The sequence below is a fragment of the Selenomonas sp. WCT3 genome, assembly GCA_900100835.1.
Classification (GTDB): domain Bacteria; phylum Bacillota; class Negativicutes; order Selenomonadales; family Selenomonadaceae; genus Selenomonas_A; species Selenomonas_A ruminantium_E.
In genome coordinates this window covers 21,839-44,875 of sequence record FNCM01000019.1, presented here as the reverse complement: position 1 = coordinate 44,875, position 23,037 = coordinate 21,839, and the positions used below count along the sequence as shown (strand labels likewise).

The following is a 23,037-nucleotide window of genomic DNA, read 5'->3' as shown; positions in this document are numbered from 1 at the left end:
TCTTAATTAAAAGGCAAAAATTTCTTGTAGCGGGTTGTCACCGGTGGAGCGTTGGTACTGGGGCCCCCGCCGCCGGCGACTTACCTCGAACATGAACTGGGTAATACTCCCCTGCAAACTGTAATTTATGTATACTTACGTATAATAGTATTAAGAGTAGTATAATAGTATTGGATACGGATTTCTTTCATTCACAAGGAAGGTGACCATTATGATGATCAGCAATTCAGTCATGTCGACGAATATCTTGAACATCATGGACAAACATCAATTCAAACTGTCCAAGCATATGCATCATCTTGCCACGGGCCAACGCGTTGCCAGTGTCGCCGATGATCCTTCGGGCTGGGCCATCGGTCAGCGTATGGACGTGCGCATTCGCAGTCTTGATGCCTCCAGCCGCAATGCCCAGTTTTCCCTCAGCATGCTGAAAGTCGCGGAGGGCGGCGTGAGCTCCACCATCGACATCCTGCGCAACCTCAAGGAAAAAGCCATCGAGGCTGCCAGTGACACTTGCACGGATACGGACCGCCGCACCATCCAAAAGCTCTTTGACCAATTTGGCGACCAGATTAACGACAACGCCAATGTGACCTATAACGGCCAACTGCTCCTCGATGGTTCCATGGCCTCGGCCGCCGAGCCCACCGCCCAGGTGCTCACCAACCAGAGCCTTGACCCAACCACCACTGCCAGCACCAAGCTGACGGAATTAAAACGCCGGGACGGCTCATCGCTAAATATCCAGGAAGGCGATACCGTAAACCTCTCCTATATCAAAGACGGCAAGACCTATTCCGGCAGCTATCAAGTCGGCACCACTACCCTTGCGGATATGCTGACCGAATTCAACAACATTGACCAGTCAATTTTTGACCCGTCAAAATTACAGGCCGATTCCACCATTGGCGTGGATGCCCATGGCGAAACTATCCACACTGCCGATGAACAAAATGCCATTTCCTTTACCGCTGCCAATACCGGCCTTGACGGCGCCGTTTCGGGCATCACCATCAGCATCACCGACACCAAGGGCCAGGTCAAGAAAACGGCCACCACAGCCCTTAACGATTTCCAAGAATCCATCGCCCCTCGCGATGCCCAAGGCGATACCAGTTTCTACATTGCCAGCAGTGCCGACGCCAATCGCGGCATCCGCGGCTCCATCGATGACATGAGTTCCTATGCCCTAGGCCTCACCGATAAAAATGGCCATACCATTGACGTGACTACCCAAAAGGGTGCCAATGCCGCCATAAGTGCCATTGACCGGGCGTTAGAACGGGCCCTTGACCAACAGACCACCATCGGTGCCATGAGCATGCGCCTTGAATACACCATCAGTAATCTCACCACCGAAAGCGAAAACCTTACGGCGGCCATGTCCACCATCCTCGATGCCAACATGGCCAAAGAGATGACCGAATTCACCAAAGAAAACATTCTCCTGCAAGCCGCCCAGGCCATGCTGGCGCAAAACAACCACAACGCCAGCTGGTTCCTGAGCCTCTTGCAGAGTTAATCTGCCGAAAAAAGACCGGTGAATCCATTCCGAGCTGGATTCAACCGGTCTTTTCTTATATCGATTAATCTTCTTTAAACTCCCGAATCACAACTTTTTCGGCGCCATCAATGGCATTGAGCTGAACGCTGACTACCTCGTGGGAGGATGTCGGAACGTTTTTGCCCACGAAGTCGGCACGAATCGGCAATTCGCGATGGCCGCGGTCAATGAGTACCGCCAGCTGAATGGTCTTAGGACGCCCCATGTCGATGACGGCATCCAGGGCGGCGCGAATCGTGCGCCCCGTATAGAGCACATCGTCCACCAAAACCACCGTCATGCCCGTAATATCCACCGGCAGCTCCGTTGGATGCACAATGGGCTGATAGGAAAGGGTTGAAAGGTCATCGCGGTATAGGGTGATGTCGAGGACCCCCACTGGTGGCTTTTTGCCTTCGATTCGCTCGATGCTTTTCGCCAGCCGCTCGGCGATTGGCACGCCACGGGTACGAATCCCCACCAGAATGATATTGTCTACGCCTTTATTCTTCTCGACAATTTCATGGGAAATACGCGTAAGCGCACGACGGATTCCCTCAGAATCCATCAGTACGGTTTTATCCGTCAATACTGGCATAATCTGTCACTCCCGTCAATCCATTTTTGCGTCACGGCTTCATGGCCGCGGCTTTTTTGCGGTCTTTGGCAAGTTTATCCCGCAGTCCCGTCAAAATGCGGTTCATATCCTCTGGTACCGGCGCCGTAAAGGTCATTTCCTCTCCGGTCTCCGGATGACGGAGGGTCAAGGTCAGGGAATGAAGTGCCTGACCAGCAATGGCAAAAGGCGACTGCTTCTTGGGACCATACTTCGGGTCGTTGATCAGCGGGTGCCCAATGCTTGCCATATGAACGCGAATCTGATGGGTTCTGCCCGTCTCCAGATTGCACTCCACCAAGGTGTATTCGCCAAAGCGCTCCAACACCTTGAAATGGGTTACCGCCGGCTTGCCATTTTCACGGACGATAGCCATCTTTTTGCGGTCCGTGGGATGACGGCCGATGTCCCCTTTTATGATGCCGGCTTCTTCTTTGATATTGCCATGAACGATGGCCCAATAACTGCGATGGGCCGATTTCGTCCGAATCTGCTCAGCCAAATCAATATGGGCCTTATCGTTTTTGGCGCATACCATAACTCCCGAAGTATCCTTATCCAGGCGATGGACAATGCCGGGACGAATCTCGCCATTGATGCCCGAAAGGTCCTGGCAATGGAATAGCAGCGCATTGACCAAGGTTCCGCTATTGACTCCAGAGGCTGGGTGGACCACCATGCCGCGGGCCTTGTTGACGACGATGATGTCTTCGTCCTCATAAAGCACATCCAAGGGGAGGTCTTCTGCCTTTATCTCCACCGCTTCTGGCTCCGGCACCAGCAGGCTCACCCGTTCCCCTGCCCGCAGTTTGTAGTTTGCCTTGCGCACCGTAGCGTTTACCAGGGCATTTCCTTCTGCCACCAGCTTCTGCACATGGGAACGGGAAAGTTCCGGCTGCTTTTGGGTCAGAAATACATCCAGCCGCACTCCGGAAGCTTCTACCGTATATACTATTGGTTCTGCCATATCAATCATCCATATCTTTCATTTTATACATCAGTGCATAAATCATACTGGAAACTCCCAGCACAATTGCAATATCCGCGATATTAAAGACCGGCCAGATGCGAAAATCCAGATAATCCACCACCAGGCCATCCTGAATGCGGTCTATGAGATTGCCTACTGCACCGGCTAGCAGTGCCACGCAGCCATAATGGAACCAGGCTACCTGTCGGCGGAGCCGCGGATAATAGTACAGGAACGCGGCGATGATTGCTATCCCCGCGAGGATAAAAAACCATCGCTGATTTTCAAGCATTCCGAAAGCCGCTCCGGGATTCAGGATATACGTGAAATGGAAAATCCCCGGAATCACCGGAATACTCTCCCCCAATACCATGGTTGCACTGACATAGCTTTTGACTGCCTGGTCCAGCACCAGCAGGACAACAAACAAACAAAATGCCATAACCTTCTTACTCTTTCGTTTCTACAGCCTGCTTTTCGTCTTTTTCAGCAGCCTTATTTTCCTGGACCTTCACCATTTCTTCCTGCTTCTCCTTAGCCGCCTGTTCCTCGGCCTCGGGATTAGGAAGCTGCCCCAGCGTCTCATTGATGACAGCCAGCTCGGACTCCATGGTCACTTTAACCTTGCGCAGGAACTGATTTTTCTCGCGAACCAAACGGTCGTATTCTGCCACGATACTGCGAACTTTGGCCGTGGCATCTTCCATCTGCTTCTTAACAGCCATCTCCGTCTCATGGCGCATGTTCTGACACTCTTTGGCCGTGTTCTCGCGCATCTCCTCGGCGTTTTTGCGGGAGCTGGAGGTCACTTCCTCGGCTGTTTTCTGGGCAACCAAAAGGGTATCCTTGAGATTCTTCTCCAGCTGCTTATACTGCTCGTTGTCCTTGTGTGCCCGCTCAAGTTCCTCCTTGAGGCGGTCATTTTCCCGAAACAGCTTTTCGTAGTCATTGACTACCTGGTCGAGGAAATCATCAATCTCATCCTCGTTGTAGCCGCGAAAACTGCGCTTGAAATCTTTATTGTGAATGTCCATTGGTGTAAGCAATACGATTATCTCCCATCTGATAATTAATTTACAAAGTTAAAGGTAACGTTTTAAAACCACAACGGTGCGGCCTTTTTTCGTAGTACCACGAACTTCCGCCACTTCCAGGCGTCCCCGTCCGCGCATGGAAAGGATATCGCCCTCTTTTACCGTCTGTGAAGCACTCTTGACTGGCTGCCAGTTAAGTTTCAACTTGTCAGCCGCAATGTCAGCCGCGGCCCGGCTGCGTGAGGAACCAAAACCCGAAGCCGCAATCGAATCCACCCGCAGGGAAGCCACCGTCGCGCGGATTTCCTTACAGCGCTCTTCCTTCGGCGCAATGGAGGAAAGTTCCGCCCGCTCACAGGCCACTCCAACCGCACCGATTTTGGTGAGGTTGGCCAGCAGGTACTCAGCCATCTTCTTATCGCAAAGGATCTTCACACTGTCACTCTGCACCAGCAAATCGCCAATGCGGTCGCGCTCAATGCCCAAGCCCATGAGAGCCCCTAATACATCGCGGTGGGACAACCGGGCAAACTGCCCATTCCAACGGGCCTCAATACAGTCAATATCAAAGCCGGACGGCGTCCCCATAAAATCCTCATGGATAAACATGGCTCGATTGCGTTCAGCCCCTTGATAGCCGCCAGCGAAGTCCACCCGCAGGCTGCCATAGTTTGCCGCTACCGTCTCAGCGATTTCCTGCCCGAAAGGGTCCAGGAACTCGCTCATGCGGAATTTCTGATTGCGGGAAACGGCCTCGGCTAAATCGACGAGCTTAATAACCGTTTCTTCGCCTTCGGTGCCCTTGTAAAAACGGATTAATTTTTCTTTCTGTTCACTTGCCATTCTTCTATCAGCCTCTTATTTCTTGAGCCAGGGCATCTCCGTGGAGACACGGCGCTCTTCTTCCGTATAGCTGACATTGACATTGCTCGGTGCGCAGAGGAACACATTATGTCCGACTTTTTTGATTTCACCGTTCAGGGCATAGGTCGTGCCGCTGATAAAGTCAATGATGCGTTTGGCATCTTCTGCCTCAGTTTTCTCGAAATTGATGACAACGGGTTTCTTTTCCCGCAGGTTGTTGGCCACCTGCTGGGCGTCATCAAAAGTCTGGGGTTCAATGACAATGACCTTCATCTTGATATTGGTGGTGTTCTCCCGGGCCGATGCTGCCGACTGAAAATCTACCACATTGCGGGAAGCTTCGCCCCGATCTTTCCCCAAGTCCATCTCCTCCTCAAAGGATTCGTGTTTTGGCTCCGCTTTGCGGGAGAACTCTTCTTCTTCAAAATCCAGATTATCTTCAGGGTCCATCAAACCCATTTTTCCACATACTTTGTCAATAATGCTCATAGTGCCACCTCTTTAGTATTGTCGCGGTCCAAATATAGCGGTGCCCACACGAACCATATTCGCGCCCTCTTCCACCGCGATTGGATAATCATGGGTCATGCCCATGGATAGATATTTAATATTCGCCGTCTGATAGGGAATTTCCTTTACTTTTTGGTAAATTCCATACATTTCCCGGAAAAGCAGCCGGCAGTCCTCCACCTCTTCATAGTTTGGCGCAATGCACATCAAACCACAGAGGCGGACATGGGGAAGCTCCTCCACCAAGTCCAGCATCTCCCGCAGGTCTTCTTTGTAAACGCCAGACTTGCTTTCCTCTTTGGCCAAATTGACCTGGACGAGGATGTCCTGCACCTTGCCGATTTTTCCCGCTTCTTTGTCAATCTCCTTGGCCAAATGAATCGTATCCACCGAATGAATCAGGTCAAAGAGTTTAACCGCCACTTTGGCTTTATTGGTCTGCAAGTGACCGATGAGGTGCCAGGTAACCTTGCGGTCCAAGGTCTCATACTTTTCTTTGGCCTCCTGGATGCGGTTTTCCCCGATGTCCGTAGCGCCGGCATCAATGGCCTCGCGCATGGCTTCAACATCATGATTCTTCGTCACGGCAATCAGCGTAACGGGCGCATCCTTTGGTACACGGGTACGCCGCTGCATGCTTTCTTTGATTCTTGCTTCAACTTCATGAAACTTCTCTGCTATCATGCAATTACCCCCGTCAGTATTTATTCAGTGCAATAACCGCCGCCATGCGGCCCGTAGTGCCGCCGTCGGCGCGGTAGGAATAGAACCACTGGTGCTTGCAGGCCGTACAGGTATCCGCCATGTCGATATTTTCGCTTCTAACGCCAATATCCATAAGCTGCAGGCGATTGGCCTGCCATAAATTGAGATGAACCTTATCCCCTTTCGAAAGGATAATGTCCTCTACATGGTAGGGAAAGGCCTCGCGGAATTGTCCGGCAACCTCATCCCCCACTTCATAACAACAGGGACCAATGGCCGGTCCAACGGCCGCCAGCACGTCACTAGGTTTCGTGCCAAATTCCTTCGTCATGGCCATAACAGTCTTCTGGGCGATTTTCTTAACCGTTCCCTTCCAGCCGCCATGGGCAATGCCAACGGCCCGATTCTCGGGATCCAACAAGAGAACCGGCGTGCAGTCAGCAAAGCAAAGTACCAGCGGCAGGCCAGGCTCATCGGTTATCAGCGCGTCGGTCCCCAAAATAGAATCCGCATAGGCCTTGGCCCCACGGCCGGCTTCCTCGCGGCCCACGCGAACAATGCGCTGGCCATGAACCTGCTCCGGTGTGACCAGCTCCTCAGCCTTGAGGCCTAACGCATGCAAGAACCGGCGACGGTTCTCCCAAACGTCTTCTGGATTATCCCCCACGTGCAAAGCCATGTTCAAGGAATCATAGGGCTTCTTGCTCACACCGCCGAGCCTTCCGGTCAGCCCATGGACGCAGAGGTCCTCGGGAAAAGATGAGAATTTCCCGCGCCAGAGGTTATTTCGCATATGTTCAAGAACGAAACTCATCGTAATGCACCTTCTTTATTCGTTACGCCTAATCTTAGCAGACACCACAGCGATGACAGCCAGCAAAACAGGGGATTGTCGGCTTCTGCCCATCGGCTTTTTTCAATTCTTCGTAAAGATATTCCCGGGTAAAGCCCATGTCCAGCCCTTCCCAGGGGAAGAGCTCTCCTTCCTCCCGTTCCCGGTACAGATACGCATCCATGGACAGGCCGCATTCTTTCATCGCCCGCTTGAAGGCCTTGCTGCCCCCCAATTCGTGGGCCAGCAGCAGTGCCTCGGCCACCCGGCGGTCTCCCCGGGCAAGAACGCCTTGCACATAGGCTTCCTTGGGAGATTCCACATTGACGATGATGTTCCTGCGCTTCCGCAGACTTTGGGTCATGTGCTTAAAGGCCTGCTCCACGTATTTGCGGTCGGCCATTGGCTTCCACTGAAACGGGGTAAAGGGCTTAGGAATAAAGGGATTAACCGAAAGGGTCAAGGTGCCCTTGGCTCCCTTTTCTTCCATGTAATCCTTCAGCCGATTGGCCAAATCGATAATGGCCTCAATATCTTCTTCCTGTTCAAAGGGCAGGCCAATCATAATGTAGAGGCGAAAATTGCGGATGCCCGCAGCAATTCCCATCTCCATGGCATTGAAAAGATGTTCTTCTTCAATGCCCTTGTTGATTACGGCCCGCATGCGTCGGCTCCCCGCCTCTGGCGCCATGGTAAGTGTCTTTAGACCGCTTTGAGCTAGGGAATCCACCAATTCCTGCGTGACCGAATCGGCCCGGAAGGACGCCACTGACATGGACAGCCCTTCGCCTAGGATTTCCTTACAGAGCTCGTTGATTTCCGGATAATCGGAAATTGCAGCCCCCATAAGTCCGATGCGCTTCTTATAGGCCAGGGCTTTCTTTACCTCCTGCGTTATGACGCCCAGGGAACGATTGCGTGGACGGCGGAAGCAATAGCCCGCCATGCAAAACCTACAATGGCGGCCACAGCCCCGGGCCGTCTCAATAAGGTAGAAATTAAACTCCGTATTATCGGTAACGACCACCGTATGGGCAGGATGCGCATCCAAATCCTGCACCCACTGGCGAGCCACCGTCTCCGGCGCCCCTGCCAGTGGTTCAATGGAAAGGAGTCTACCCGCTTCATCGTAATGATGCTGATAAAGCGCCGGCACATAAACACCGGGAACTGCCGCTAGGCTGCGCAATAGTTCCTGCCGATTAAGTCCCTGACGCTTTGCCTCATTCCAAGCGTCAATCAGCGCCGGCATGACCACTTCCCCCTCGCCGATGATAAAGGCATCGACGACGCCGGACAAGGGCTCGGGATTAAAGGTGGCACAAGGGCCTCCGGCTATAACCAGGGGGTCCTTGTCCCCACGGTCCGCCGCCTTAACCTTGACTTTGCCCAATTCCAGCATTTGCAGGACGTTAAAGTAATCCATCTCAAAGGACAGAACAAAGCCAATGAGGGGAAATTCGTAAAGGGGCGTCTGATTTTCAATACTCATTAGCGGGGTCCTGGTGTTTTCATAACGCTTGATTTCCTTGCGTTCGGGCAGAAACACGCGCTCACAGGCCACATCATCCCGCTCATTTAGCAGCTCGTAGACGATATGCAAGCCCAAATTGGACATCCCCACGAAATACGAATTGGGATACACCAGTGCAAACGGGGTCCGCGTTCCCATGGGATACCGATAGTAACCACGTTCGCCTGCCAACAATTCCTTTAATTCCCGCTTGAGTTCAAAATCCAACGACGCCTATCCTCCTAGTCTTATTTCTGCTCTTCAGTCTTATGGGCCTGAAGTTTGTTCAGTTCATCCACGAAGCTGGTAATATCGGCAAACTTGCGGTAAACCGAGGCAAACCGGATATAGGCCACCTCATCGAAGTCCTTGAGCCGCTCCATAACCAATTCACCAATCTTCGAAGACTTTACTTCCTGCTCCATGGTATTGCGCACATCCCGTTCGATTTCATTTACCAGGGCCACAATGCGCTCCATGGAAATATCCCGCTTATCGCAAGAACGAATTACTCCGTTTAGGATTTTATCCCGTTTAAACACTTCCCGGCGGCCATCGTTCTTGACCACCATCAAGGGAAGTTTCTCTACAACCTCATAGGTCGTGAACCGTTTGCCACAGCCGTTGCATTCGCGGCGGCGGCGGATGGTTGCCCCATCTTCCGCCGCCCGCGAATCAATAACCCGGCTGTCTGCCTGCTTACAATATGGACATTTCATCGCCGCACCCTCTTCTCTCTAATTACCGGCTTATCTTTACCGGTCTTTTTCCGATTGACGTTTCGTTTCTTCTTCCGGTTGGGGACTTGAACCCCTCCGTCTTTTTTCCTATGCTCGCTTCCTTCCGGCCGCACCAGACACTTCCGGTCAAAACCGATAAGGTCTTCCCGATGAGCCAGCCGCAGTGCCTTGCGCACGATTTCCTGATTCTTCGGCAGCCAATACTGCATAAGCGACCGCTGCATGAGCTTTTCTTCGTAGGACTTTGCCGTATAGACCTTCTCCCCCGTCAGCGGGTCAATTCCCGTATACCACATCGCTGTGGATAGAGTCCCCGGCGTGGGAATGAAATCCTGTACCTGCTGGGGATGATAGCCCATATCGCGGATGAATTCCGCCAGTTCCACCGCATCCGAAAGCTCCGAACCAGGATGACTGGACATGAAGTACGGAACCAGATACTGCTTGAGGCCTAGCTTTTCGTTAAGCTTACGGAATCGCTCCGCGAAGGCCTGATAGACCTTGCGGTTGGATTTTCCCATCATGCGGGTGACGCGGTCGGAAACGTGTTCCGGCGCAATCTTTAACTGCCCACTGATGTGGTACTTGCAAAGTTCCTCCAAAAAGTCATCCTTGGCCAGCATCAAATAATCAAACCGCACCCCGGAACGTATAAAGACCTTTTTGACCCCCGGCAGCTGACGAAGCTCCCGCAGCAATTTGAGGTAATCGCTATGATCCACTACCAGATTCCGGCAGGGAATCGGCGAAAGACAGGGCTTGCCGCGGCAGGTGCCCCGCTCTAACTGACCGTCACAACTTGTGCGGCGGAAGTTTGCCGTAGGACCGCCCACATCGTGGATATAGCCTTTAAATCCCTTTTGCTGGGTGAGGATTTTTGCCTCCCGCAACAGGGATTCGTGACTGCGACGCTGGATAATCCGACCCTCATGGGAGATAATCGCACAAAAATTGCAGCCGCCGAAACAGCCGCGCTGACTCACCAAACTGAATTGGACTTCCTGAATGGCCGGAACGCCACCATCCTTATCGTAGATAGGATGCCAAGTCCTCATATAGGGCAAGTCGTAAATCTCATCCATCTGAGCTTCCGTCAGAGGCTTTGCCGGAGGATTCTGAACCACGCACCATTCATCGTTCTGCTGGGCCAGTTTCCGCCCACGAATGGGGTCCTGTTCCAGATATTCCAATTTAAAGGACTCGGCAAATTTCTGTTTGGAATGAGCAACCTCAGCAAAGGAAGGCAAAGGAAGATGGTCCCATACATAATCCATATTGGGGACGCGATAGCAGGTACCCTGAACATCCTGGATGTTCTCAATCGCCACGCCCTGCTGAAGGTCCGCCGCTACTTCCAAAAGGGCCCGCTCACCCATGCCGAAAATGAGCAAATCCGCCTGGCTGTCCACGAGAATTGACCGCCGCACCGAATTGCTCCAATAGTCGTAATGAGCCAGCCGGCGAAGGCTGGCCTCAATGCCGCCGATGATAATGGGCACATCATGATAGAGCTCCCGCAGGCGGTTGCAGTAGACAATAGTGGCCCGTTCAGGACGAAAGCCAGCCTTGCCCCCTGGCGAGTAAGCATCTTGATGGCGAACCTTGCGGGAGGCCGTAAACTTATTCAGCAGGGAATCCATATTGCCTGCTGAGACAAGAAACCCCAGCCGCGGTTTTCCCAGGCGGTCAAAATCCCTGGTAGAATGCCAGTCCGGCTGGGGTATAATTCCTACTTTATAGCCGTGCTTTTCCAACAGCCGGCAAAGAATGGCCGGCCCAAAACTTGGATGGTCCACATACGCATCCCCGGATACGAATATGAAATCCAGCTGCTGCCAGCCACGCTCCTCCATATCTTTTTTGCTGATTGGCAAAAATCCATTCATTATTTCTTGCTATCCTTCTTGCTCTGATCGGCAGCAGAAGATTCCCCCTCCGGGGTATAGATTTTTTCTGCTACCTGACCCTTTTCGCCCATCTTGCCGCTGTCTTTGCCGTTGATTTTGATCTCTACAGCACCGGCATTTCCTGCAACGATGACCAATTTTTCCTTAGCCTTCCAGGTTTCCGTCTTGCCCTTCTGCAGCGTTCCTTCGTAAACAGTCTTGCCATCCGCTTTCACCTGCGTCCAGCAAGCATCGGTAAGCTTCGCTACGACCTCCACCCCTTCGGTCTTTTTCGGAGCCTCGGCCTTCTTTTCCGGCTGCTCAGCTTTCGGTGCTTTTGCCTGCTGCGAAGACGTCTGGGCAGGCGCCGGACTCTTTGCTGCGGGTTTGCTATCCGAATTAAGCATATAGAAAGCTCCCGCTGCGACCAAAAGGACCACTACTGCCACCAGCAACATATTCTGATTCTTATGGGATTTCTCCACGCGCTCCCGGAAGTCACTGCCAGTCGAAAAGGCCTGTGCCTTCATCGCCTTCTTTTCCGGCTTCTGTTCAGCCTTAGGGGCGGCATCGGCTTCCTGCTCAGCCTGCTGCTCGGCAACTTTTTCCGGATGGTTCTCCTCCATATAGCGTTTTACCACAGCATCAGCATCCATTTTCAGGAAATTGGCATAGTTGCGGATAAAGCCTTTCGTATAGACTTCTCCCGGCAGCTGCGAATAATCGCCTGCCTCAATAGACTCTATATACAAAGCACGAATACTCGTGCCCTTTTCAATATCACGAATCGAAAGACCCTGTCTCTCGCGCTCTGAACGAAGCATATCTCCCAACATATTAAATCATAAGCCTCCCATATGGTCTTGATTTTTGCATTATGCTTAAAACAAACACTACCTTTCTACATTATACATAATTCAAACAGGCAATACAAATTTTTTTACAATTCATTGGTTATTCAGCCATCATGTAAAAACTCCCCCGTCTCCGGGGGAGTTTCGCAAATTGCATCGTTATGCCATTCGGTTATGCACTCTGTTGCCGTATGGCGGCCACCGCTTGTGTCAAAGCTTTCACAAAGCGGTGCAGCATTTCTTCGGTAGTATAACGGCCCAACGTCACGCGAATGGCCGAACCAGCTTTATCGGCCGATTGCCCCATGGCCGTCAGCACATGGGACGGAGTAAGGGAACCAGCACTGCAGGCACTGCCCGCCGACACGGCAAAGCCTGCCATATCGAGACGGATCAGCAAAGTATCCTGTGCGATTCCCGCCACGCCGAAATTCACATTTCCCGGCAGCCGGTACTCCTCGTCGCCATTAATCCAGCAGCCAGGAATCTTTTTGATTTCTGCCGCCAGCCAATCGCGAAGCTCCGACAGCCGCTCCCATTCCGTGGCAAGATCTGCCTGCGCAAGGGCCGCCGCCTCACCAAAGCCCACAATGCCCGCCGTGTTTTCAGTGCCAGCCCGCAGTTCACGCTCCTGCCCGCCGCCATGAATCAGTGCATCTGGCAAAAAGCCACGGCGCAGATAGAGGGCACCGATGCCCTTAGGGCCGTAGAGCTTATGCCCCGAAAGGGAAAGGGCATCCACATGGAGCTCCGCCACGGATAAGGGAATATGTCCAGCCGCCTGCACGGCATCCGTATGGAAAAAAATCTGCCGTGCCTGCAAGAGAGCACCGATTTCGGCAATGGGTTCGATGGTCCCCACTTCGTTGTTGGCCGTCATGATGCTGACGAGAATCGTATCCTCCCGCAGAGCCTTTTCCACCGTTTCCGGTTTCACCCGGCCCAGTTCATCCACCGGCAGATAGGTAACAGCAAAGCCCTGCTGCTCCAACCAGGCGCAGGTATTTAACACCGCATGGTGCTCCACCTGACTGGTGATGATGTGATTCCCCTTACCAGCACGGCGCAGAGCAAAGGCCATGCCCTTTAACACCCAATTGTCACTTTCGCTGCCGCCACTGGTAAAAAATATTTCTGCAGGCTCGGCATGGAGAAGCGCTGCCACCTGCCCACGAGCCTTAGCCACCGCAGCTCTTGCCATGCGCCCATAGGAATAGACACTGGAGGGATTGCCAAACTGAGCCGAAAAATACGGCAGCATGGTTTTAAGAACCCTTTCATCCACCGGGGTTGTAGCGGCATAGTCCAAATAAACGGGATTCATCGCGCACACCCCACATGGTCGCTGCCCTTATCGTTATCCATCAGCGTCTGGAGGGTAATACTGCCCAGCACCTCACTGATGCTGTCGCAGACCTTTTCCCAAATGCCGCGGGTCACGCAGGCACAAGCGCGCTCACAAGGCTGGTCCTCAGCACCGGCCTCTGCCAGCAGGCAGTCCACCACCGCAATGGGACCTTCCACCGTCGTGATGATTTCGCCGATGGTGATATCTTTGGGCTCCCGGCCCAGCATGTACCCGCCCTGGGCTCCGCGAATGCTCTTGACGAGCCCCGCCCGGCGCAGCGGCAACATCAACTGCTCCAGATAATTTTCCGAAAGCCCCTGTCCTTGCGCTATATTTTTTAACGGCAACGGACCGGTGCCATAATGAAGTGCCAGTTCATAAAGAGCCGTCACACTATATCGTCCTTTAGTTGAAATCTTCATGGTTCACCTCATCTGCTCCCTAGGAATTGACGAATCCCGAGCAGTTTTGTCAGATTTATATGCAACCAATATAACAGAATCCCCTACGTCTGTCAAAAGCGTTCTGGCCAGCAGCGATGGAGATACTCCCCCAATCGTTTTTCCGTACCGTTCGCCGTGGGTTCATAATAATGCGCTCCGGCCAATTCCTTTGGCAGATACTGTTGCTTGGTGAAATGATCCGGATAGCTGTGGGGATAAATATACTCCGTGCCATGCCCCAGCTTAGCCGCTCCCTTGTAATGGGCATCCCGCAAATGCATCGGCACCGCGCCACAATTTTTGCTGCGAACATCCTGTAAAGCCGCATCAACTCCCATATACGCCGCGTTGCTTTTCGGCGCCGAGGCGATATAGGTCACGGCCTGCCCCAGCACAATCCGCGCCTCCGGCATGCCGACAAACTGCACGGCCTGCGCTGCGTTCATGGCGACAACCAGTGCCATGGGGTCCGCGTTACCCACATCCTCCGATGCACAAATGACCACCCGTCGGGCAATGAACTTGACATCCTCCCCCGCGGCCAGCATGCGCGCCAGATAATGCAGCGCCGCATCCGGGTCACTGCCGCGCATGCTCTTGATAAAGGCCGACACCGTATCGTAATGGTTGTCGCCCTTCTTGTCATAGCGCTGAACCCGCTGGCCCAAAATCTCCTGCACCATCGCAAGCGTAACCGTACCACCATTAGGTGGCAACATCGACGCTGCCCCTTCCAGAATGTTTAACGCCATGCGGGCATCGCCACCAGCCAGCTGGGCAATGCCCAGCAAGACATCATCGGCCACCTCAAGGGACTGCCCCCCCAGTCCTCGTTCGGTATCAGCCAGGGCCTGCCGCAAAATTTTCACCAACTGGCCATCGGTAAGCTGATAGAGCCGCACGATGCGAACGCGGGATAGCAAAGCATGATTGACTTCAAAGAAGGGATTCTCCGTGGTCGCACCGATTAAAATCAAGCGGCCATCTTCCACATAAGGCAGCAAAACATCCTGCTGACTCTTGTTGAAACGATGAATCTCGTCGATAAATACGATGGTTCGCTTTTGGTAATATTTGCGCTGTTCATCAGCCTCCTTAACAATAGCGCGGATATCCTGAATCCCCGAGGCCACAGCATTGAGCTTGCGAAAGGCACTGCCAGTCATACCCGCAATCATCTGGGCCAGCGTCGTCTTGCCCGTGCCCGGCGGCCCATAGAAAATCATCGAAGAAATCTGGTCCCGTTCAATCATCTGCCGCAGAAAGCGGCCGGCCCCCACGGCTTCCTGCTGGCCGATAAACTCCTGGAAGTTGCGCGGCCGCATGCGCTGGGCCAAAGGCTCAAAGGGACGCACGGCCCCATCCCTTGACCAGTCAGCATTTGACTTGTCAAAATTTGACTGGTCAACCGGCATTGCAAACAAATCCATGCCTTCCTCTGCCATTTTCCTCACGCCTTTCCCGTCGAACCAAAGCCACCCTGGCGAGCAGCTCCCTTACCTGCCACATCTTCATCCGCTGTCAGATACTTCTGGAATATTCCCTGGGCAATGCGCTCCCCCTTCTTGATGGCAAAGGGTTCCGTCCCCCGGTTCCAAAAGGCGATAAAGATATGGCCTTCGTTGTCTTCATTGTTGTAGTAGTCCGAATCCACTACCCCCACGCTGTTCATGAGCACCAGCTGATGCTTGACGGCCATGCTAGAACGAATGTGAATCATCAGTACCTCATCGGGCTGCATAAAGGCCTTGACCCCCGTGGGAACCATCGTAAGCTCCCCCGGCGTCAGCAGGGCATCTTCCCCGGCCTCAATATCATAGCCAGCACTGGCCGCCGTCTTGCGCTGGGGCAGGTGAATCTTTTTATCCCGCCACGTCGACACGCATTCAAATCCTCTTGTCTTCATTTTACTATCCTTCCTCCTGCGCATCCTGACAGGCACGAAAAAGGACCTTCCGCAAGGAAGGCCCTCCTGTAATCTATCTTCCTTATTCTTCGCCTTCGCGTTTTTCAACTCCGAACACGCCACTTACGGGACGCACCGGCGTAATGGTGGAAATCGCATGTTTATAAACCATCTGCTGTTTCCCCGATACATCAAGCACGACTGTGAAGTTATCAAAGCCCTTGACGTTGCCTTTAATCTGAAAGCCATTGACGAGGTGAATCGTTACCGCAACATTTTCCTTGCGGACCTGATTCAAAAAACTATCTTGCAGATTGATTGTTGGTTTTGCTGGCATATTAATCCCTCCATTATGGTTCTCTAATAATAAATTCTACCTTATGGAAAAAAATCCTGCAACATCCCGCAAAACATCTGCCAATAGTTCCGCTTCGCTAAGCTCATCCACCTCATACCAATGGATATAGGGCATCTTCCGGTACCAGGTCAGCTGGCGCTTGGCGAAATGGCGCGTGGATTTCTGTATGAGCGCTAAAGCCTCGCTCTTTGACATTTCACCAGCCAGATACGCCGCTGTCTCCTTGTAGCCAATGCCCTTCATGGCCTGCTCCTCACGGGTTATGCCCGCCGCCAACAGCCCCGCTACTTCCTCCACGAGACCCGCTTCAAACATGAGCTCCACCCGCCGATTGATGCGGTTATAGAGCTCCTGCCGCTCCCGTTCCAGGCCGATTACCAGCACATCGTAACAAAGTTCGCCGTCATCGGCCGCCTTGCTCTGGGAAATCCGTTCGTTGCCAAAATGGGCAACTTCCAGCGCCCGGACAACGCGGCGAAAATCGTTGGGATGAAGCCTTGCCGCCGCCTCGGGATTAACCTTCGCCAGCATGGCGTGGACAAACTCGTGACCATTTTGCTCGCCTAGCTGCTGCAGTTCTTGCCGATACGCCTCATGACCAGCGGTTTCGTTAAACTGATACCCTTCCAGCAGAGCCTTGATGTAGAGTCCTGTACCACCAGCCAAGATGGGGATTTTTCCCCGCTCATTGAGCTCATGGATAATCGGCTGGGCCCCTTCGATAAAATCCGTGACGTTGAACTTCTCATCCGGCGGCAGGATGTCCACCAAGTGATGGACAATTCCCTGCCGTTCGGCAAGGCTCGGTTTCGCCGCCCCGATATCGAAGCCACGGTACACCAGCATGGAATCGCCGGAGATGATTTCCGTATCCAGTTTTTTCGCCAGCTCTATCGAAAGAGCCGTTTTCCCCACTGCTGTGGGGCCTAGTATTACCAGTAACTTATCTTTTGCCATTAAAGCTCAATCTCACTGCCGGGTTCCACCACGTGCACCTGTGCCCGTGACATAGCCTCGGTAATCTCTGCATAATGCTTCACATCCTGGTTGATGATTGGCCAGGTGTTGTAATGAACCGGAATAACGTGACGGGCGTTTAACCACTGAGCCGCCAGCGCCGCATCCTCAAGGCCCATGGTGTAGTTGTCACCAATTGGCAGGATGGCATAATCCAGTTCGTCCTTGCGGCCGATAATCTGCATATCGCCAAAGAGCGCCGTATCCCCGGCGAAATAAATCTGCATGCCGCCCATGTAGATGACAAAGCCACAGGCAATGCCGCCAGCGACACCAGAGCTATGCTTAGCCATGGTCATACGAACCTTGCCAAAGGGCAGGTGAATGGACCCGCCGAGATTCATCGGATGCTGTTTCAGCCCCGGCACCCGGGCCTCGCACAGGCCGAGCACTTCCGGGGTGCTGACAAGTTCTGCCCCCGTGCGGCCAGCAATCTCTGGCGCATCCCCCAAATGGTCGCTATGGGCGTGAGAAATCAAAATAAAATCGCACTCCACCTCTTCCATCTTAATGGTGGCCTTCGGATTTCCCGTCAAAAACGGATCAACCAGCACTTTGTACTGTCCATCCTCTAACAAGAAACAGGAATGTCCATAATACTTGAACTTTACCATAATGTATCAGTCCCCTTTTGGTTGCTCCTTAAAATTTTACGTGCTATGCTATACACGATAAACTTATTATACCATACTTATCCAAACCAAACTAATATCGAGGTATTCGCATGGAATTTCCACAACTATCCCTATCCTTATCCTCATATCCCGAAACGGCAAAACCGTGGCTGCTCGTCACCGGCGGCCGCCCGCCGAAAACTTCCTGGCTAAAGGCTCTGCAAGGCTTTGCCTGCTGTTGGGCCGCTGACCACGGCATCGATGCCTGCTGCCAGGCAAAACTTCTCCCCGATGTGCTCTTGGGCGATGGCGACAGCGCCAGGGCCACCTCTTGGAGCTGGGCCGAAAAAAACGGCGTTGCCATCCAAAAATATCCTGTGGCCAAGGACTACACCGATACCCAATTGGCACTGCAGCTAATGATAAAAGCCGGAGCCCCCGCCATCATCCTGACCGGTGCTTTTGGCGGCCGCTTCGACCATGCCTACAGCACCATGTTCAGCTGTGCCAGCCTTGACATTCCCTGCACCCTTATCGACGAAACCGAAGCACTCTTTTACGTCAAAGCGGGCCAGTCCCTAACCTTGACTTGTCAAACCGTTCCCAAGGCCATCTCCTTGCTTCCCTTCACTCCAGCCTGCTCAGGGGTCACCATCAATAACGTCCGCTGGCCCTTAACGGAGGCCACTTTAACCCAACAATCTCCCAACGCCATCAGCAACGAATTATTGACCGGTCAAATTGACTTGTCAATCGGCGTAAAAAGCGGCATTCTTGGCGTCTACTGCTATTGGGAGACGCCTTAAAACCTCCGCTGCCTTATAGCTTCGTACAATACGACTGCCGCCGAAACACCCACATTGAGGGACTCCGCATCCCCATACATGGGAATATAGGTTGTTACCGCCTGCTCTAAAAGTTTTGCCGATACGCCATTTCCCTCATTGCCAAACACCACAGCACAGCCCTGCCGGAAATCCTGTTCAAAATGTGGCTTGGCCGAGGCATCCAGGGCAGTGGCGTAAAGGGTCAAATTTTGACTTGTCAAAAACGCCTGCAACTCTTTGACGTCAACATCGGTGCAGACGGGCAAGTGAAAGAGACTGCCCATGGTCGAGCGGACCACCTTGTCCCCAAACGCATCCACCGAGCCCTTCAGCAGGATAACGCCATGGGCTCCCACCGCATCAGCCGTGCGAATAATCGTCCCGGCATTGCCGGGGTCCTGCACCCCATCGAGAACCACATAGATTGGATTTTCTGCCGCTGGAAGCTCTTCCAGGCGGCTTTTCTTTTGCTCAGCCACCACCAAAATCCCCTGGGGCGTATCCGTTGCACTGGCCTTCTGGTAGACCGCAGCTGGCACCTCATAGAGACTTACGCCGCCTTTTGTAAGCGCCTCGCAAAGGTCTTTCCCCCGTGGCTGTTTTAGAAGCTCTGGCGTATAAAAGCCGTAGCGGATGTTCCACCCCGAAGAAGCCGCCATTTCCACCAAGCGGATGCCCTCGGCAATGAACAAACCTTCCTTGTCGCGATGCTTGCGGCTGTGCAGGCTAGCGGCCAGCTTCACCTTCTTGTTGGCAGCACTGTCGATTCTCTGCTCCATGCTCTATCCTCCAAATACAAGAAAAGGGCTGACAGAACCAACGGTTCCATCAACCCTGCATCTTCATTTCAAACCTATTAATTACAGGTTCTCTTTAGCAACAGCAACGAGCTGAGCGAATGCTTTCTCGTCGGAAACTGCCAGGTCAGCCAGCATCTTGCGGTTAACCTCAACGCCAGCTTTCGTCAGGCCGCAGATCAGACGGCTGTAGGAAAGGCCGTTAACGCGTGCAGCAGCGTTGATACGAGCAATCCAGAGACGACGGAAATCGCCCTTCTTCGCACGACGGTCAGCGCGTGCGTAGTAGAGAGCCTTCATTACGGTCTCGTTAGCTTTTTTGAACTGTTTGCTCTTCGTACCTTTGTAACCCTTAGCGAGCTTCAGGATTTTCTTATGACGTCTATGTGCAGTCACGCCTACTTTTACTCTTGGCATGTTTTCATCCTCCTAAAAATTGGTTTCGTAATCCAGTCAAATATCGCGATTAAGCGTACGGCATCATTCTCTTAACGCGGCCATAATCAGCAGCCGTGATAAGGGAAGCTTTACGCAGGTTGCGTTTACGTTTCGGAGATTTCTTCTCCAGGATATGGCTCTTGAAAGCCTTGTTACGTTTGAATTCACCACTACCCGTTACGGTAAAACGTTTTGCAGCAGCTCTGCGAGTTTTAATCTTTGGCATTACTGTTTTCCTCCTTAGACTGAGTCTCTTTCGACTTCTTTGGTTTCGATGCCTTCTGCACCTTTGGTGCAACGATCATCGTCATATTTTTTCCTTCAAGTTTGGCATTGCGCTCAATGGAGACGCTGTCGCCCAGCCTTTCAGCTACGCGGCCCAATACCTCTTTGCCGAGTTCCGGATGAGAGAGCTCTCGTCCGCGGAACATGATAGTCACTTTGACTTTATTTCCTTCTTCGACAAAGCGAAGAGCATTCTTCAACTTGACGTCAAAATCGTGTTGTTCAATGTTCGGGCGAAGTTTTACTTCCTTGATGCTAATGACCTTCTGTTTCTTCTTAGCCTCTTTCTCCCGTTTCTGCTGTTCGTATCTATACTTACCAAAATCCATGATACGGCAGACCGGCGGCTTTGCCTTCGGAGCTACCTCAACCAGGTCAAGATGCTGCTCCTCCGCCATGCGAAGCGCCTCACGCGTCGGCATGATGCCGAGCTGCTCACCAGTTGCGCTGGTCACGCGAACTTCGCGGATATGAATTTCTTCATTGATGCGTAACGAATCTCTGCTAATAGTAGAACACCTCCTGATGTTTTGTTTATAAACAAGAAAGAGGCGGCACGAAGCCACCTCTAAAAAACTCATGCTATAAACCCAACTGACCATTGCCAGCAGGTGAGAAGCGGTGGCTCCTTCTTGTTCACGACTCTGTTAGTTTATCATACCTTCACCTAGCTGTCAAATCTTTTTTCCTTTTTCCATAGCAGACCTTAGGACTTTTGCAGCCGCCAAGCTGCCGCCGGCCGATAAACCAGCAGAAACAAACTGATTTCCAGCGGATAGCAAAGGATATTTTTAACCAGCCGCCCCATAAAGATAGCCGAGGCCGCCTTGTCGTAAAACAGCGTAAGCCACAAGGTATTTAGCCCTAAATGCACGAAGACCGTCACCAGCAAAAAGGGCAGCCAGGCATATTTCCACCCCATAGGCGGTTTATTATGGAAGAAAAATCCATAAATCCACCCCGTCAGAAAATCCGACAACATAAAGCCTGGAAAGAAAACGCCAAGGCCCAGCACTGCTGTCCCCAGAAAATTGGCCAAAGCACCAACCAATCCAGCCCGCCAAGGGCCGAACCAGGCGCCGTACATCGCTAGGGGCAAAAAGCCAAAGGTGATATGGATAAACACCGTCTGAATGGAAAACACATAGGTGAGCAAGATGATAAAACTGATGCTAAAGGCACCATAGACCATCGCCCGCACCTTGTCTTGGGACATAAAAAGACCTCCTTCATGCAAAAACAAACGTTGTTGCACGATTGAGAGGTCTTAATCTCAGATGCAACAGCGGGATGCAGCCAATGTACCGCAAGTCAAAAACTTTTCGTCCAGATGGCAACTCCCCGTCCATCTGGCACTTAACGCACATTCGCTTACTCTGTTACAGATATTTATCTGTATGCTCTCAATATAGCACGCCCGCATCCTCACGTCAAGGAATGGCTGCGTGTATTTTTAAAGGATAATTCCCAACCATTTCCAATACGTCGACGCCATGAGCAGGATAAGGCTGTAGGCAATCAGTGTAAGGGGGATCCCCGTCTTGATAAAGGTCTTGGCCTCAAAGGTTTCTGTGCCAAAGGCTACCATGTTCTGTGGCGCATTGACGGGCAGAATAAAGCCAAAGCAAATCACATACTGCAGGATAAGCGTCATGCCTACCACATTGAGCTGACTATGCTCCGCCGCTCCCTGCAGCACTGATATGACAATCGGAATCATGGCTGCCGCCAGTGCCGTAGCACTGGCAAACCCAAGATGAATGACAATCAAAAACATCGCCAGTATCGCTACTATCATAAAGGCTGACGTATGGTAGAGGCCAAACACATCGACAATCACATGCGCAATCCAGGCCGCCGCCTTCGTTGAAAGCACCGCCGACCCGAGGCTTATGCCGACACCAAACAAGATAAGTGTCCCCCAGCCGATTTTTGCCTGCGCCTCTTTCCACGTCATGATTCCAATCCCCGGAAGCATCATGATGGTAATGGCCGCCATCGTCGTCGACGACGTATCAAAGTTATGCAAAATCTTTTCGGTAGACCATAACAGAAGCAGGACCAGCGACACGCCTAATAGTTTCTTCTCACTTAGCGACATCGGGCCAAGTTCTTTTAATTCGCGGGCAACGGTTGCCTGACCGCCTTCGATTTCATCCATCTCTGGCGGCACGAGTTTTAACAGCAGGAAGTAAAGGATAACGCTCATGATCGCGGCAAACGGTGCCGCCGTGATAAACCAATCGAGCCAGCTCACCGTCGTCCCAAGCTGCTTTTCAATAAAATCCAGCGCAATCATATTCTGCGCCGCAGCCGTCTTGATGCCGACATTCCAAATGCTGTCAGCCTGTGCAATCGCAATCATCATCACGGCCGAAAACCGGCTTTTGAGCGGTACACCAAAGGCCGAAATAATACCCATGACAATCGGCACCATGCACGAAACGCGCGCAGTGGTACTCGGCACAAAGAAGCTCAGAATAAAACCAACGAGGATAACGCCCGCCAAAACATTTTTCGTCTTGGCGCCAATCTTTGACAGGATAAATAACGCCAGCCGCTTATCAAGCCCCGTCTTCATCATAGCCGCCGAAATAAATAGGGCCGCACCTACCAGCGCCAATGCGGGACTTGAAAACCCTGACATCGCCAGCTTCAGCGCCCCAGATGTTCCCAGCACCTTGTCCGGATTCATCATATTCGGCGCCGTCCCCAGCAGAAAGGCCATAAGGGAAATAATGATAGCTGCCGATACCGGATACGAAACCGTCTCAAACATCCAAATTACAACCGAGAATACCAGCACCGCCAACATCCGGTGACCAGCAGTAGATAAATCCGGCGGCGTTGGCAATAATAAAATGAACAACAACGTCAACAGCCCCAAAGGCAAACCTATCTTTTTCCGCAAATTACATCCTTCCTTTCAAAAAAAGG

General features: G+C 52.4%; 27 protein-coding genes and 1 riboswitch. Of the genes, 2 read left to right on the top strand and 25 right to left on the bottom strand.

Annotated elements, in window-relative coordinates; genetic code table 11:
- The first annotated feature begins 211 nt into the window (after positions 1-211).
- The gene (locus BLQ36_RS12440; protein WP_074515887.1) at positions 212-1,522 is read left to right on the top strand and encodes a flagellin; all 1,311 of its coding nucleotides are present in this window, start codon (positions 212-214) and stop codon (positions 1,520-1,522) included.
- 64 nt (positions 1,523-1,586) lie between these two features.
- On the opposite strand, the gene pyrR is transcribed toward BLQ36_RS12440, so the two are convergent.
- From pyrR to BLQ36_RS12345, 19 genes are all read right to left on the bottom strand, one after another.
- Complete coding sequence (pyrR, locus tag BLQ36_RS12435) at positions 1,587-2,141, bottom strand: bifunctional pyr operon transcriptional regulator/uracil phosphoribosyltransferase PyrR (protein ID WP_074515886.1); 555 nt, start codon at positions 2,139-2,141, stop codon at positions 1,587-1,589.
- 31 nt (positions 2,142-2,172) lie between these two features.
- Positions 2,173-3,126 carry an RluA family pseudouridine synthase gene (locus tag BLQ36_RS12430; protein ID WP_074515893.1) on the bottom strand — a complete coding sequence of 318 codons (954 nt, stop codon included), beginning with the start codon at positions 3,124-3,126 and terminating at the stop codon, positions 2,173-2,175.
- Between the two features lies 1 nt (position 3,127).
- Positions 3,128-3,571 (bottom strand): signal peptidase II, encoded by a 444-nt coding sequence (gene lspA, locus BLQ36_RS12425; protein ID WP_074515885.1) that lies wholly within the window; start codon positions 3,569-3,571, stop codon positions 3,128-3,130.
- Positions 3,572-3,578: 7 nt separating this feature from the next.
- Positions 3,579-4,175 carry a DivIVA domain-containing protein gene (locus tag BLQ36_RS12420; RefSeq protein ID WP_081342362.1) on the bottom strand — a complete coding sequence of 199 codons (597 nt, stop codon included), beginning with the start codon at positions 4,173-4,175 and terminating at the stop codon, positions 3,579-3,581.
- A 36-nt stretch (positions 4,176-4,211) separates the two neighbouring features.
- Positions 4,212-5,006, bottom strand: a complete 795-nt coding sequence (locus tag BLQ36_RS12415; protein WP_074515883.1) for an RNA-binding protein — start codon at positions 5,004-5,006, stop codon at positions 4,212-4,214.
- Between the two features lie 15 nt (positions 5,007-5,021).
- Entirely contained in the window at positions 5,022-5,516 is a 495-nt protein-coding gene (locus BLQ36_RS12410) for a cell division protein SepF (RefSeq protein WP_074515882.1), read from the bottom strand.
- 12 nt (positions 5,517-5,528) lie between these two features.
- Complete coding sequence (locus BLQ36_RS12405) at positions 5,529-6,221, bottom strand: YggS family pyridoxal phosphate-dependent enzyme (RefSeq protein ID WP_074515881.1); 693 nt, start codon at positions 6,219-6,221, stop codon at positions 5,529-5,531.
- A 13-nt stretch (positions 6,222-6,234) separates the two neighbouring features.
- Positions 6,235-7,056, bottom strand: a complete 822-nt coding sequence (gene pgeF, locus BLQ36_RS12400) for a peptidoglycan editing factor PgeF (RefSeq protein WP_074515880.1) — start codon at positions 7,054-7,056, stop codon at positions 6,235-6,237.
- Positions 7,057-7,090: 34 nt separating this feature from the next.
- Complete coding sequence (locus tag BLQ36_RS12395) at positions 7,091-8,815, bottom strand: TIGR03960 family B12-binding radical SAM protein (protein ID WP_074515879.1); 1,725 nt, start codon at positions 8,813-8,815, stop codon at positions 7,091-7,093.
- Between the two features lie 20 nt (positions 8,816-8,835).
- Entirely contained in the window at positions 8,836-9,306 is a 471-nt protein-coding gene (gene nrdR, locus BLQ36_RS12390; protein ID WP_074515878.1) for a transcriptional regulator NrdR, read from the bottom strand.
- Complete coding sequence (locus tag BLQ36_RS12385) at positions 9,303-11,213, bottom strand: YgiQ family radical SAM protein (RefSeq protein ID WP_074515877.1); 1,911 nt, start codon at positions 11,211-11,213, stop codon at positions 9,303-9,305. Before BLQ36_RS12385 ends, nrdR begins: the two co-directional genes overlap by 4 nt.
- On the bottom strand, positions 11,213-12,049 hold the full coding sequence (locus BLQ36_RS12380; protein WP_074515876.1) for a helix-turn-helix domain-containing protein: 837 nt from the start codon (positions 12,047-12,049) through the stop codon (positions 11,213-11,215). Before BLQ36_RS12380 ends, BLQ36_RS12385 begins: the two co-directional genes overlap by 1 nt.
- Before the next feature lie 190 nt (positions 12,050-12,239).
- Positions 12,240-13,391 (bottom strand): cysteine desulfurase family protein, encoded by a 1,152-nt coding sequence (locus BLQ36_RS12375; RefSeq protein ID WP_074515875.1) that lies wholly within the window; start codon positions 13,389-13,391, stop codon positions 12,240-12,242.
- The gene (locus BLQ36_RS12370; protein ID WP_074515874.1) at positions 13,388-13,837 is read right to left on the bottom strand and encodes an RrF2 family transcriptional regulator; all 450 of its coding nucleotides are present in this window, start codon (positions 13,835-13,837) and stop codon (positions 13,388-13,390) included. Before BLQ36_RS12370 ends, BLQ36_RS12375 begins: the two co-directional genes overlap by 4 nt.
- Before the next feature lie 92 nt (positions 13,838-13,929).
- Entirely contained in the window at positions 13,930-15,303 is a 1,374-nt protein-coding gene (locus BLQ36_RS12365) for a replication-associated recombination protein A (RefSeq protein ID WP_081342361.1), read from the bottom strand.
- Positions 15,304-15,308: 5 nt separating this feature from the next.
- Complete coding sequence (gene dut / locus BLQ36_RS12360) at positions 15,309-15,764, bottom strand: dUTP diphosphatase (RefSeq protein WP_074515873.1); 456 nt, start codon at positions 15,762-15,764, stop codon at positions 15,309-15,311.
- Positions 15,765-15,846: 82 nt separating this feature from the next.
- A complete protein-coding gene (gene hfq, locus BLQ36_RS12355) occupies positions 15,847-16,101 on the bottom strand; it encodes an RNA chaperone Hfq (protein ID WP_074515872.1) in 255 nt (84 codons plus the stop codon).
- Between the two features lie 36 nt (positions 16,102-16,137).
- Complete coding sequence (miaA, locus tag BLQ36_RS12350) at positions 16,138-17,079, bottom strand: tRNA (adenosine(37)-N6)-dimethylallyltransferase MiaA (RefSeq protein WP_074515871.1); 942 nt, start codon at positions 17,077-17,079, stop codon at positions 16,138-16,140.
- A complete protein-coding gene (locus BLQ36_RS12345) occupies positions 17,079-17,753 on the bottom strand; it encodes a metal-dependent hydrolase (RefSeq protein WP_074515870.1) in 675 nt (224 codons plus the stop codon). The genes miaA and BLQ36_RS12345 overlap by 1 nt, the downstream gene beginning before the upstream one ends.
- Before the next feature lie 110 nt (positions 17,754-17,863).
- Between BLQ36_RS12345 and BLQ36_RS12340 the strand changes: the two genes are divergently transcribed.
- Positions 17,864-18,559, top strand: a complete 696-nt coding sequence (locus tag BLQ36_RS12340; RefSeq protein ID WP_074515869.1) for a thiamine diphosphokinase — start codon at positions 17,864-17,866, stop codon at positions 18,557-18,559.
- Here the strand turns inward: BLQ36_RS12340 and BLQ36_RS12335 are convergent.
- The 6 genes from BLQ36_RS12335 to BLQ36_RS12310 all read right to left on the bottom strand — a co-directional run bounded on the left by BLQ36_RS12335 (position 18,556) and on the right by BLQ36_RS12310 (position 23,011).
- The gene (locus tag BLQ36_RS12335) at positions 18,556-19,359 is read right to left on the bottom strand and encodes a TrmH family RNA methyltransferase (RefSeq protein ID WP_074515868.1); all 804 of its coding nucleotides are present in this window, start codon (positions 19,357-19,359) and stop codon (positions 18,556-18,558) included. The genes BLQ36_RS12340 and BLQ36_RS12335 overlap by 4 nt on opposite strands.
- Positions 19,360-19,440: 81 nt before the next feature.
- A complete protein-coding gene (gene rplT / locus BLQ36_RS12330) occupies positions 19,441-19,794 on the bottom strand; it encodes a 50S ribosomal protein L20 (RefSeq protein WP_074515867.1) in 354 nt (117 codons plus the stop codon).
- Positions 19,795-19,843: 49 nt separating this feature from the next.
- Positions 19,844-20,041 carry a 50S ribosomal protein L35 gene (rpmI, locus tag BLQ36_RS12325; RefSeq protein WP_033169125.1) on the bottom strand — a complete coding sequence of 66 codons (198 nt, stop codon included), beginning with the start codon at positions 20,039-20,041 and terminating at the stop codon, positions 19,844-19,846.
- Positions 20,028-20,666, bottom strand: coding sequence for a translation initiation factor IF-3 (gene infC, locus BLQ36_RS12320; RefSeq protein ID WP_412583228.1), 639 nt, complete (start codon positions 20,664-20,666; stop codon positions 20,028-20,030). The genes rpmI and infC overlap by 14 nt, the downstream gene beginning before the upstream one ends.
- A 140-nt stretch (positions 20,667-20,806) precedes the next feature.
- Positions 20,807-21,316 carry a folate family ECF transporter S component gene (locus BLQ36_RS12315; RefSeq protein ID WP_074515866.1) on the bottom strand — a complete coding sequence of 170 codons (510 nt, stop codon included), beginning with the start codon at positions 21,314-21,316 and terminating at the stop codon, positions 20,807-20,809.
- Positions 21,317-21,381: 65 nt separating this feature from the next.
- Positions 21,382-21,481, bottom strand: a riboswitch (THF riboswitch).
- A gap of 72 nt (positions 21,482-21,553) precedes the next feature.
- The gene (locus BLQ36_RS12310; RefSeq protein ID WP_074515865.1) at positions 21,554-23,011 is read right to left on the bottom strand and encodes a DASS family sodium-coupled anion symporter; all 1,458 of its coding nucleotides are present in this window, start codon (positions 23,009-23,011) and stop codon (positions 21,554-21,556) included.
- Positions 23,012-23,037 lie beyond the last annotated feature (26 nt).